Genomic DNA, 11,950 nt, shown 5'->3' on the forward strand with positions numbered 1-11,950 from the left:
GTCTCACGTCAGGCCGCGAACGGCTCCAGCTCCGCCGCGAGGCGGGCGCCCACGTGGGCGTGCAGGAACGTTCCGGTCTCGCGGTGCTCCTGCGCCAGGATCAGTCCGCTCTCGTGCACGGCCGACACCAGGTCGCCGCGGTCGTACGGAACGACCGCCTGCACCTCGACCGCCGGCAGGGGCAAAGCCTCTTCGATGGCGGCGCGCAGCTCGTCGATGCCCTCGCCGGTGCGCGAGGAGACGAACTTCGCGTTCGGCGCGAGCCCGCGCAGCACGAGCCGGTCGTCATCCGTGACCAGGTCGGCCTTGTTGAAGACGACGATCTCCTGTCCGAAGTTCGCATCGACATCGCCCATCACGTCGCGCACCGTCATCAACTGCGCGGCCGGGTCGGGGTGCGAGGCGTCGACGACGTGCAGGATGACGTCGGCGTCGCCGACCTCCTCGAGGGTCGAGCGGAAGGCCTCGACCAGCTGGTGCGGAAGGTTTCGCACGAAGCCGACCGTGTCGGTCAACGTGTAGACGCGGCCGTCGCTCGTCTCCGAACGGCGGACCGTGGCATCCAGGGTCGCGAACAGGGCGTTCTCGACCAGGACACCGGCGCTGGTGAGGCGGTTCAGCAGACTCGACTTACCGGCGTTGGTGTAGCCGGCGATCGCGACCGAGGGGATGGTGTGACGCTTGCGTTCGGCGCGCTTCGCCTCACGGGCGGGGGCGAAATCGCGCAACTGCTTGCGCAACAGAGCCATCTTGGTGCGGATGCGCCGACGGTCCAGCTCGATCTTGGTCTCACCGGGGCCACGCGAGCCCATACCCGCGCCGCCCGCGCCGACCTGTCCACCGGCCTGACGCGACATCGAATCACCCCAGCCGCGCAGGCGCGGGAGGAGGTACTCGAGCTGAGCGAGCTCGACCTGGGCCTTGCCCTCTCGGCTCTTGGCGTGCTGGCTGAAGATGTCGAGGATCACCGTCGTGCGGTCGATCACCTTCACCTTCACGACGTCTTCGAGCGCGCGACGCTGGCTGGGTGCCAGTTCGGTGTCGGCGATGACGGTGTCCGCGCCCACGGCGGCGACGATGTCGCGCAGCTCCGCCGCCTTCCCGCGTCCGACGTAGGTCGCGGGATCCGGATGCGGGCGGCGCTGCAGCACGCCGTCGAGCACGACGGCACCGGCGGTCTCGGCCAGCGCCGACAGCTCGCGCAGCGAGTTCTCGGCATCCGCCTGCTCACCCTGCGGGTGCACGCCGACGAGGACGACGTTCTCGAGGCGCAGCTGGCGGTACTCGACCTCGGTGACGTCTTCGAGCTCGGTGGAGAGTCCGGCCACGCGGCGGAGCGCAGCGCGCTCCTCGCGGTCCCACTGGTCGCCGTCGGCATCGCCGCCGTAGGCGGTGGTGGCATCCTGGAGCGCTTGCGCTGCACCGAAGACCCGGACCCCGCGATGCGCTTCGGCGCGCGAGAGCACGCGGTCCACCGGGTCGACCGGCGACGCGTCGATGCTCGGGGGTGTGGTCTGTTCGGTCATGTGTTCCTTTCGGCCGCGGACCCTGCCGCGGCGGCAATTTCGGTGTTCTGGCACTTTATCCGTCCCGACGCCCGAGGGGCCGGTCGGATATCCTGGCGTGATGGGGAGCGAGCACTACTTCAGCGCGTCGCCGTCGAGTCCCGAGCAGCTCCGCCGCATCCGCGTGACGCTCGCCGGTCGTGAGCTCGAGGTGGTCACAGCCGGCGGGGTCTTCAGTCCCGATCATGTGGATGCCGGTACCTCGGTGCTGCTCGCCAACACCCCGCCCCCTCCCGCCGGCGGGCACTTCCTCGACCTGGGGTGCGGGTGGGGTCCGATCTCGCTGTCGCTCGCGCTCGCCTCACCGCACGCGACCGTGTGGGCGGTCGACGTCAACGAGCGTGCTCTCGATCTCGTGAGGCGCAACGCGCAGTCGCTCGGCCTCACGAACATCAACGCCGTGCGCCCCGAGGATGTTCCCGGCGAGGTCTCGTTCCGCACCATTCGCTCGAACCCGCCGATCCGCGTGGGCAAGAGCGAGTTGCACGGCATGCTGCAGCAGTGGATCCCCCGCATGGTGGAGCGTTCGGACGGATGGTTCGTCGTGCAGCGCAACCTGGGTTCGGACTCCCTGCAGCGCTGGCTCGCCGCCACCTTCGTCGACGGCTACAGCGTGCAGCGGGCCGCGACCGGTCGCGGGTTCCGCGTGATCCGCGTGCGCCGCCACGGCTCGCCGCGGAGCGAGCCCATCGACATCGTCGCCTGATCCGGATGCCGGCGCGCCGTGCGCGCCCCCAGCCGCGCATCCCCGCGGGTTGCGCCGTCGAAACGGACGGTTCGGGTCCGCGCGCACCGCCCGTACGCCGTCAGGCGAGCGCGATACCAGCCGCCCGCAGATCTTCAGGCGAGCCGCCCGTACGCCGTCAAGCGAGCGCGACCTCGCCGGTGAAGACGAGCGACGCGGGACCCGACAGGAACACCCGCTCGCCGGACACGCGCACGCCGAGGGTACCGCCCGGGGTGTCGACGACCCAGTGGTCGGGGGCCGCCGGACCCGCCCAGTGCCGAACGGCGAGCGCGGCAGCAGCCACGCCGGTGCCGCAGCTCAGCGTTTCGCCGACACCGCGCTCGAACACCCGCAGGCGGATCGCACCGACACCGTCGCGCACGAGCGGATCGGCCGGGACGACGAACTCCACGTTCGCGCCGTGCCGCGGAGGGGGATCGAGCACCGGCTGGTACGCAAGATCGAGACCGTCGAGTTCGGCGTCGGACGACAAGGCGACGACCACGTGCGGGTTGCCCACGTCGATACCGACGCCGGGGCGCGCCACCGACAGACCCTTCGCGCGGACGAGTGTTTCGTCGGCATCCACCTCGAAGACCCCGAGGTCCACCTCGAAGCCGCGGTCACTGCGCGTGAGCGTCTTGACCCCCGCGCGGGTGCCGATGCGCAGCCCGTCGTCGATCGATGCGAGACCGGTGTCGGTGAGATAACGCGCGAAGACGCGGGTACCGTTACCGCACATCTCGGCCTTCGAGCCGTCGGCGTTGCGGTAGTCCATGAACCATTCGGCACCGGATGCCGCGGCATCCGCGCCTTCGACGATCGACGTCGTGCGCACGACGCGCAGCAGTCCGTCGGCGCCGATGCCGAAGTGACGGTCGCACAACGCCGCGACCTGCGCGTCGGAGAGGTCGAGTTCTCCGTCGGGATCGGCCACCACCACGAAGTCGTTGCCGGTGCCGTGGCCCTTGGTGAACGGGAGAGTCGCCATGCCTCCAGTCTAGGGAGCGGGCTGCACCCCTCCGGCGCTCACGCACCCCCGGAAGGTCGACCAGGAGTCCCCCATCGACGGACCCGCTCGCCCGTCACGCACGCTCCCCCGCGTCTGAGGTGAGGCTCTCGGCATCCACGCTGCGCGCGTCGACCCACACGGCGTCGGCGTAGCGTCGGAACCACGACACCTGGCGGCGCGCATAGCGCCGCGTGAGCGCCTGCGTCTCGCCGACGGCCTCATCACGGGTGAGCGCGCCGCGCAGCTGCCCGAGAGCCTGCGCGTAGCCGATCGCCCGCCCGGCGGTCGCGCTCCACTCGAGGCCGTCCGCGCGCAGCGCCCGCACCTCATCGATCAGCCCCTGCTCCCACATGCGCTCGACGCGGGCGTCGAGCATCGGTACGAGCTCGTCTCGATCTATCGCGGTGGCGACGATGCGCGTGTGCGGATGCCAGAACTCCGGCGCGTCCGGAAGCGCACCGCCGTGCGTCTCGCCGCCCTGCGCCAGGACCTCCAGTGCCCGCACCACGCGGCGCCCGTTGCGCGGGTCGATGCGACCGGCCGCGACCGGGTCGGCCTCGCGCAGACGCGCATACAGCGCACCCGCCCCCGCGGCCTCCAACTCCGCCTCCAGCCGCGCACGCAGAGCCTCATCGCGCGGGGGGAAGCGGAAGTCCCACAGCACACTCGAGACGTACAGACCCGACCCCCCGACGAGGATGGCGTCCGCGCCGCGACCGTGGATGCCGCGGATGGCCGTGCGGGCGGCATCCTGATACCAGGCGACCGCGGCCTCATCGGTGACCGCGAGCGCGTCGAAGAGGTGGTGCGGGATGCCGCGGCGCTCCGCGAGAGGGATCTTGGCGGTGCCGATGTCCATGCCGCGATACAGCTGCATCGCATCGGCGTTGATGATCTCGGCGCGGCGCCCGCGGGCATCCAGCGCATCGGCGAGGTCGAGCGAGAGGCCGGTCTTGCCGGTCCCCGTCGCTCCGACGACCGCCCAGAGGACCGGCGCGGTCACACGCCGACGCGGAGAGTGGGAAGACCCAGTGACACCGCGCGCGGCGCGTCGCTCTGGCCCGCCGGCGCGGGAACGCCGCACGACTCGGCCTGTGAGCGGTCCCAGGCGTCCCCCGCGCGCGTGCGCCGGATCCGCAGGGCTGCGCCGTCGGGTGAGTCGGCGAGCAGGTGGAAGGGTGCCGCGTGCGTGACGGTCGCCGAGACCACGTCGCCGGGTCGCGGCACCGGCGAGCCGGCGGGTACCTCGACGTGCACGAGTCGGTTGTCTTCGGCACGGCCCGTGAGGCGGTGCGTCTCGGCGTCCTTCTTGCCCTCGCCAGCGGAGATGAGCACGTCGAGGGTGCGACCGAGCTGCTTCCGGTTCTCTTCGGCGGCGATCCGGTCCTGCAGTGCGGTGAGGCGCTCGTAACGTTCCTGGACGACGGCCTTCGGCACCTGGTCGGCCATCGTCGCCGCCGGGGTGCCCTCGCGGATGGAGTACTGGAAGGTGAAGGCGCTCGAGAAGCGCGAGGCTTCCACCACGCGCAGGGTCTCCTGGAAGTCCTCCTCGGTCTCGCCCGGGAAGCCGACGATGATGTCGGTCGTGATCGCGGCGTACGGGATGCGCTCGCGCACGCGGTCGAGGATGCCGAGGAATCTCTCGCTGCGGTACGACCGGCGCATCGCCTTGAGGATGCGGTCGGAGCCGGACTGCAGCGGCATGTGGAGCTGCGGCATGACGGCCGGGGTCTCGGCCATCGCGGCGATGACGTCATCGGTGAAGGCCGCGGGGTGGGGGCTCGTGAATCGGATGCGCTCGAGGCCCTCGATCTCGCCCGCGGCGCGCAGCAGCTTGCCGAACGCGAGACGATCGCCGAACTCCACGCCGTACGAGTTCACGTTCTGGCCCAGCAGCGTGACCTCGATCGCGCCATCGTCGACGAGCAGCCGGATCTCGTTGAGGATGTCGCCCGGGCGACGGTCCTTCTCTTTGCCGCGCAGGCTCGGCACGATGCAGAAGGTGCAGGTGTTGTTGCATCCCACCGAGATCGAGACCCAGCCGCTGTGGATCGAATCGCGCTTGGTGGGGAGGGTGGAGGGGAAGATCTCCAGAGACTCGAGGATCTCGAGTTCGGCCTCGCCGTTGTGTCGAGCACGCTCGAGCATTCCGGGCAGCGACCCCATGTTGTGCGTGCCGAAGACGACGTCGACCCAGGGGGCCTTCTTCTGCACGGCATCCTTGTCCATCTGGGCGAGGCACCCGCCGACGGCGATCTGCATTCCCGCGTGCGCGTCCTTACGCGACTTGAGGTGACCGAGGGTGCCGTACAGCTTGCCCGCCGCGTTGTCGCGGACGGCGCACGTGTTGATGACGACGACGTCGGCCTCGACGCCGGCATCGGCGGGCACGTATCCCGCACTCTCCAGCGAGCCGGAGAGACGCTCGGAATCGTGCACGTTCATCTGGCATCCGAAGGTGCGGACTTCGTAGGTGCGCGGACCCTGCGCGCCCTGCGCGGCGGAGGAGAGCGCGATCAGCGTCGGGGAGGAGGCGGCGGTGGTCATGATGCGTGCAAGTCTAAGCGGCCCTCTCCGGGCCCGCGCAGGTGTCCGGATCCCTGCCCGGTCGCCTTCTGGCGCGATCCGGGCATAAGCCTGCGTGCACCGGACGTTCCCCAGGCGTTCACGAAGATAGCGTGGACCGACGGGTGCCGGGGGGAAGCATGGACAGCGACCGAAGGAAGCTGCGCTCGGTGGAAGCGATCGGCGCGGATCGGGATGCAGCGGCGTGGGCGGCGCGCGTCCTGGAGGGGGCCTCACTGGTCGTGGCAGGTCCCCGTGGAAGCGGCCGGAGCCACCTGCTGCGCGGGATCACCGCCGAGATCGAGCGCCTCGGTGGTCGGACCATCGTCCTGCACACCGCATCAGCTCTGTCGCAGCAGCCGTTCGGCGCGGTCGACGCCGCCGCCGAGCCCGCGCTCGCGAGGCTGCGGACCCCCTCGGACGACCACGCGATCATGGACGGCGTGCTCATCATCGACGACATCGAACTCATCGATGCGGAGTCGGCGCGGGCGATCGCCCGAGGGGTGGCATCCCGGAGTCTCACCGCAGTCCTTGCGCACCGCACCGCCCGCCCGCGGGATGTCGAGCCGCCCGACGACGCCGACGACGCGCGTCGCGGCCTGCGGAACCTCTGGGCCGAAGGGTTGGCGCGACGCGTCGATCTCACCGAACTCGCCGACGAGGATGCGTTCCGACTCATCGACGTCTTCCCCGACGCGGGACTCCTCGACAGCCCCACGCGCGCGGCGCTCGTGTGGCGCGCCGACCGCTCGAGGTCACTCCTGCGACGACTCGTCCTCCACGCCATCGCGGACGCTCGGGCCGGTCGTGATCCGCTGGAGGCGTTCCGCACGATCGCCCCTCACAGCCGACTCGCCGTCGCGCTCGAACGGCACATGTCCGGGATGCCCACCGACGATCTCGAGAGCCTCGCCGGCATCCGACGTCTCGCCCATCTCGAGATGGCCGTCGCCACCCGGTTCTTCGAGGTCGACAGCCTCCACGCGCTGATCGCGCGTGGACTCCTGCACGCGGACTCTTCGCCCGAGCGCCGCCTCACCGCGAACGACCTGATCGCGCAGGAGGCGCAGCGTCGACTGGGCGTCACGCGCGTCGACTCCCTCGTCGATGCGGTGGGTCGACGGATGCTCGCCGAGTCGGATGAGTGGTGGAGTTCGGCCGTCGCCGTCACGGTCGCCCAGCGCTGGCACCGTCTCGGTCCGGATCTCTCCGGCGAGGCCGCCCATCCCCCGGCGATCCGGGCGCGCATCGCCCTCGATGCCGCACGCGAGGCCAACGATCGTGGCGACGCCGCACACGCCGCCGCTTACGCGGCGCGGGGGCTGAGGTCGGCGGACGTCCCCGCGCTCCGCCTCGAAGCCGAGCTCGCCGCGCGCGCTCATGCCCCGTTCAGCGCGGGCGAGACCGACGACGGTGGCGACGTCGAGATACGCCGTCGGATGGCACGGGACATCGCCGACGACGACGTGCACGATCCTCGTCGAGAAGTCACCCACGACCGGGCCCTCGCGGACTCCCGCGTCGACGAGCTGCTCGCCCAGGCGTCACGCGCAGGAGCGCGACTGGAGTGGGCCGCAGCGGCCGAGGCCGCGGGACGCGCTGTCACGGAAGTCTCAGCGGCACCGGCGGCACGCCTCCGCGCTCTCGTGGCGGCGGGTACGGCGGAGGCCGTGGCCGGCTGCTGGCGCCGGGCACGGGTGTGCTATCGCGCCGCTGAGCGCATGCTCGACGCGCGATACGTCGCCGATGGGCTCCTCGCACGCGACCGCCTCACGGCTCTCATCTCGATGTTGGCGGGCCACCAGGTCGCCGGAGCCGATGGGGCCGCCGTGCACGCCCGCCTCGAGCGCGAGCTGGCGAGGATCGCGCGTGAGGGCGACGGGGCGGAGCTGACCCTGGCGGGGGCGGCGGCCGCGATCGCCTTCGCCGGGGCAGGACGAGCCGTCGAGTCACGCCGCGAGCTGGCGTCGGCGATGTCGCGCACGCCGTCGGCCGTGGCAGATCTCGATACGACCATGATCGAATTGAGCGTTGCCGAGGAACTCGCGTTGGCCGGCAGGTTCGACGACGCTCGCGCGATCCTCGTCCGTCTGGACGACCGCGACATCCCCCTGCTGCGTCGGAGCAGCCTGTACGTGCAGACGACCATCCTCGCGGCGGAGGGACGCCACGATGCCGCCCGCGTCGCGGCACGCGGTGCGGCCGAACTGACGCGCGGACGCTCCGCGGCGGCCCTGCGCATTCGCGACCTGTTCCGGCTGACCGCCTTGGGGGCCGCGAGCGAAGACGAGGTCGACGAGCTGGTGCAACTCGCCGCGACGACAGACCTGCCCCTGGCGGTCGAAGCGGTTCGTCGCGCGTCGGCGCGATCGACCGCCGAAGAGGAACTCCCCGTCGATGAGCTCCGCCTGCACGCGCTGTGGTCGACGAGCGACGCGCGCCGAGAGAATCCCGACGCCGTGATCGAGTTCGCCCGCCCGCCGGCACTGGGCGTCGCGACGGGAGAACTCACCGCGCGCGAGCACGAGATCGCGTTGATGGCTGACGAGGGGCTCACGAACCGCGAGATCGCGACACGGCTGTTCCTGTCGGTGCGGACGGTGGAGTCTCACATCTATCAGGCACGCTCGAAGGTCGGGGCCGCCTCCCGCAAGGAACTGGGGCGCATGGTGGCCGCGGGGGCCGAGCGCGGGCGGGCGGCGACGCGGTCGACAGCCGCGGCGGACGACGGCGGCGACCAGCGGCCCACGCCCCACGCGGGCGAGCGGACGACGTCGCTCCCCCGCCCGCCGGGGGCGACACACCTCACTCGTCGGGAGTGAAACGCACCCCGGAGGAAGGACGGGCGAACGGACGCGACCGGCCGACGCCCGCTTCCGCGAGGGCCGAGCGAGCCGCCGTCAGAGCGACCGAAGAGGGATAGCCCCGACGCCCGAGTTGTCCTGCCAGGCGGCGGAGCGCCGCCTCGTACTCCACGCCCTCGACGGCGCGCAGCTTCGACCGGGCGAACTCGAGCGCGCGCTCGGCGTCGTCATCGGGCAGCGCCGCGAGCGCCGCCTCGGCCACGTCGCGCGGGATGCCGCGCTTGCGCAGCGTCTCGGCCACGGCGCGGCGACCCTCACCCCGCTTCTCAACGGCCGACATCGCCAGCTGCTCGGCGAATGTCGTGTCGTCGAGATACCCGAGGTCGACGAAGTGGTCGACGATCTCCTCGGCAAGGACGTCGTCGGCGCCCTCCGTGCCACGCACCACGCCTCGAGCTTCGGAGAGCGACAACGACCGAGACCGCAGCTTGCGCAGGAGCACCGCTTCGGCGTGCTGTCGAATCTCTTCCGCCGTTACGACGTCATCGCGGACGCGATCACTGTGCGACGGATGTGACTCTGCCCGAGCAGCATCCGACCCGACCTCGCTGTCCGCCGCTCCGAGATCTCGGAGGGGCCGCAGGCGGGGACGCCTCCCGACCTGCCCACCGGGGCCTGCGGCGGCTGCCGCGTCCACGGAGGCGTCGCCGGCGTCCCGCCCGAGCGACGGGTGCGCGGAAGACGACCGCCCCCGGGAACCGAAGAGGGGGATGACCGGCGCGAGGGCGTCATCTTCGGCCGTACGCGGAAGTCCATGGAGAACTCGCTCGTCCTGGCGGTGCTCACCCGACACTCCGTCGATCCCGTGGTCGTCGCGCACTCCGTCGGTCCCGTGGTCGTCGCCCACTCCATCGAACGGGCGACGACCCGAACCACTACCGTCGTCAGTCATCACGCCGGGCGACGTGCGGCCAGCTCATCGTCCGCGGGAGCGGCCTCGACAGCAGCGACGGGAGCCACGCCGATACCCAGCTTGGTCTTGATCTTCGTCTCGATCTCGGCGGCGATGTCAGGGTTCTTGATGAGGAAGTTGCGGGCGTTCTCTTTGCCCTGGCCGAGCTGCTCGCCGTCGTAGGTGTACCACGCGCCGGACTTCTTGACGATGCCGTGTTCGACGCCGAAGTCGATCAGGCTGCCTTCTCGGGAGATGCCGACTCCGTAGATGATGTCGAACTCGGCCTGCTTGAAGGGCGGGGCCATCTTGTTCTTGACGACCTTGACACGGGTGCGGTTGCCCACTGCCTCGGTGCCGTCCTTCAGAGTCTCGATACGGCGGATGTCGAGACGCACCGACGCGTAGAACTTGAGCGCCTTTCCGCCGGCAGTGGTCTCGGGCGAGCCGAAGAACACGCCGATCTTCTCGCGGAGCTGGTTGATGAAGATGGCCGTGGTCTTGGTGGTGTTGAGGCCGCCGGTGAGCTTGCGCAACGCCTGCGACATCAGACGCGCCTGGAGACCGACGTGGGAGTCTCCCATCTCGCCCTTGATCTCGGCCTCGGGAACGAGGGCGGCCACGGAGTCGATGACGACGAGGTCGATGGCTCCCGAACGAATCAGCATGTCGGCGATCTCGAGCGCCTGCTCACCCGTATCGGGCTGCGACACGAGGAGGGCGTCGATGTCGACGCCGAGCTTCTTCGCGTACTCGGGGTCGAGCGCGTGCTCCGCGTCGATGAAGGCGGCGATACCGCCGGCGCGCTGGGCGTTGGCGATCGCGTGCAGGGTGAGCGTGGTCTTACCCGAGGACTCCGGGCCGTAGATCTCGATGATTCGACCGCGCGGCAGTCCACCGATCCCCAGTGCGGCATCGAGGGCGATGGATCCCGTCGGGATGGTCTCGATCGGGGCCCGATCGTCGCTGCCCAGTCGCATGACCGAGCCTTTTCCGAATTGACGGTCGATCTGGGCGAGGGCCGACTCGAGGGCCTTCTCGCGCTCTGCGGGTGAGGGCATGACATCTTCTTTCTGCTCGCGTTCCGGTCGCCTATAGGCTGTCGCGCCTCCCACCGACGGTGGGTCAGCCCGACAAGGCGTTCAGGTGTCGTTCGACGTTTCCCCACGTTAGGGAGGGGCTCCGACATTGGTGTCTGAGCGTGGCCCGATCGGGGAGGAACACGTCACTTGGCCTGCTGTGAAGAACACTACGCCTCGCTCGAACGTAGTTTCGAGGACACGCCGGGAACTATGTACGAATGTCTCGAGCCCGGCCGCGTCCGCCGGCATCCCGACTTGGACGGGCATGCGCATCGACGCGCGCCGACGGCGGAGCCCGCGCCAGGAACGCACCCCGCTGCGGCGTCAGCCCACGGGCACGACACCGCGGCTACAGGGCTCTGCCACCGGCGCACCTGGCAGGTGCTCGTATTCGCACCCGCTACGGACTGAGAGCCCCGGGGGCGAACCTCCGCAGGAGCCTGCGCCGCAGGCTCACCCGTACTGCGTGCAGCGCCCCGGAACGAGATGAGGCGCGGGAGCGCGTCAGGAACGACGCGGCTCCAACCTGCCGACGCCGTATCGGCGGTCATCGGGCACGTCGGTTTCTTCGCAGAGCGCCAGCCAGACCTCACGCGGATCGACGCCCGCAGCCAGAGCGTCGACGCTGGTGCGCCCGCCCACCGCGGAAAGGACGAGATCGGTCAGCAGCGACCCACCGCGCGCACCGAATTCATCGGCCACGGCGCGATCGAACTCGCTACGACGCATGCGCGAGAAGAATCAGCGCAGCGACAGCTCGGGCTCGACGGACGCCACGAGCTCGTCGGGGACCACGTCGGGGAAGGTCTGCAGGCCTTCGAGCACGGAGAGGCGGTCGCCGACCTGGCGCATGATGGTCGAGATCGGGACATCGAGGGCCTCGGCCACGGAGGCCAGGATCTCGCTGGACGCCTCTTTCTGACCGCGCTCCACCTCACTGAGATAACCGAGAGCGACGCTCGCGCGGCTGGCCACCTGGCGGAGGGTGCGCCCCTTCTGCTGGCGGAGGTCACGCAGGACTTCGCCGATCTCTTGACGAACCAGGATCACTTGGGGGCCCTCCTCACTGCTGATTCCGTCGTTGACCGAGTGGACAACTGTGAAACACCGTCTGTGGTCACCCTAATGCCGCGCGCTGTGCACCGGATGGGAATCGCTGGACGAAACGAGGATGTGCGATCATTTGTTCCCGCGTTCCGACTCGGCCCGATATGAGCGGCCGCCGATCCCCGCGCAGCCA

General features: G+C 70.4%; 10 protein-coding genes. 2 read left to right on the forward strand and 8 right to left on the reverse strand.

The features are described from left to right. Positions 1 to 8: 8 nt before the first annotated feature. The gene (hflX, locus tag FHS07_RS00925) at positions 9 to 1,526 is read right to left on the reverse strand and encodes a GTPase HflX (protein ID WP_183418045.1); all 1,518 of its coding nucleotides are present in this window, start codon (positions 1,524 to 1,526) and stop codon (positions 9 to 11) included. Positions 1,527 to 1,626: 100 nt separating this feature from the next. Between hflX and FHS07_RS00930 the strand changes: the two genes are divergently transcribed. Next, positions 1,627 to 2,271: a class I SAM-dependent methyltransferase gene (locus FHS07_RS00930; RefSeq protein WP_183418046.1), complete on the forward strand. Its 645-nt coding sequence runs from the start codon at positions 1,627 to 1,629 to the stop codon at positions 2,269 to 2,271. 157 nt (positions 2,272 to 2,428) lie between these two features. Here the strand turns inward: FHS07_RS00930 and dapF are convergent, their stop codons facing one another. The 3 genes from dapF to miaB all read right to left on the reverse strand — a co-directional run bounded on the left by dapF (position 2,429) and on the right by miaB (position 5,851). Further along, positions 2,429 to 3,283: a diaminopimelate epimerase gene (gene dapF / locus FHS07_RS00935; protein WP_183418047.1), complete on the reverse strand. Its 855-nt coding sequence runs from the start codon at positions 3,281 to 3,283 to the stop codon at positions 2,429 to 2,431. A 94-nt stretch (positions 3,284 to 3,377) separates the two neighbouring features. After that, entirely contained in the window at positions 3,378 to 4,307 is a 930-nt protein-coding gene (gene miaA, locus FHS07_RS00940; protein ID WP_183418048.1) for a tRNA (adenosine(37)-N6)-dimethylallyltransferase MiaA, read from the reverse strand. Then, positions 4,304 to 5,851 carry a tRNA (N6-isopentenyl adenosine(37)-C2)-methylthiotransferase MiaB gene (miaB, locus tag FHS07_RS00945; protein ID WP_183418049.1) on the reverse strand — a complete coding sequence of 516 codons (1,548 nt, stop codon included), beginning with the start codon at positions 5,849 to 5,851 and terminating at the stop codon, positions 4,304 to 4,306. Before miaB ends, miaA begins: the two co-directional genes overlap by 4 nt. 158 nt (positions 5,852 to 6,009) lie before the next feature. Here miaB and FHS07_RS00950 point away from each other — a divergent pair, with 158 nt between their 5' ends. After that, a complete protein-coding gene (locus tag FHS07_RS00950) occupies positions 6,010 to 8,694 on the forward strand; it encodes a LuxR C-terminal-related transcriptional regulator (RefSeq protein WP_183418050.1) in 2,685 nt (894 codons plus the stop codon). Here the strand turns inward: FHS07_RS00950 and FHS07_RS16750 are convergent. The 4 genes from FHS07_RS16750 to FHS07_RS00970 all read right to left on the reverse strand — a co-directional run bounded on the left by FHS07_RS16750 (position 8,678) and on the right by FHS07_RS00970 (position 11,760). Beyond that, positions 8,678 to 9,124, reverse strand: coding sequence for a regulatory protein RecX (locus FHS07_RS16750; protein WP_343054572.1), 447 nt, complete (start codon positions 9,122 to 9,124; stop codon positions 8,678 to 8,680). The two genes, FHS07_RS00950 and FHS07_RS16750, sit on opposite strands and share 17 nt — an antisense overlap. A 503-nt stretch (positions 9,125 to 9,627) precedes the next feature. Then, on the reverse strand, positions 9,628 to 10,689 hold the full coding sequence (gene recA / locus FHS07_RS00960; protein WP_183418052.1) for a recombinase RecA: 1,062 nt from the start codon (positions 10,687 to 10,689) through the stop codon (positions 9,628 to 9,630). A 525-nt stretch (positions 10,690 to 11,214) separates the two neighbouring features. Next, the gene (locus FHS07_RS00965) at positions 11,215 to 11,439 is read right to left on the reverse strand and encodes a DUF3046 domain-containing protein (RefSeq protein ID WP_183418053.1); all 225 of its coding nucleotides are present in this window, start codon (positions 11,437 to 11,439) and stop codon (positions 11,215 to 11,217) included. A gap of 12 nt (positions 11,440 to 11,451) precedes the next feature. Beyond that, the gene (locus FHS07_RS00970) at positions 11,452 to 11,760 is read right to left on the reverse strand and encodes a helix-turn-helix domain-containing protein (RefSeq protein WP_055957830.1); all 309 of its coding nucleotides are present in this window, start codon (positions 11,758 to 11,760) and stop codon (positions 11,452 to 11,454) included. Between the last annotated feature and the right edge of the window lie 190 nt (positions 11,761 to 11,950).

It is taken from the genome of Microbacterium proteolyticum (assembly GCF_014192415.1).
Classification (GTDB): Bacteria; Actinomycetota; Actinomycetes; order Actinomycetales; family Microbacteriaceae; genus Microbacterium; species Microbacterium proteolyticum.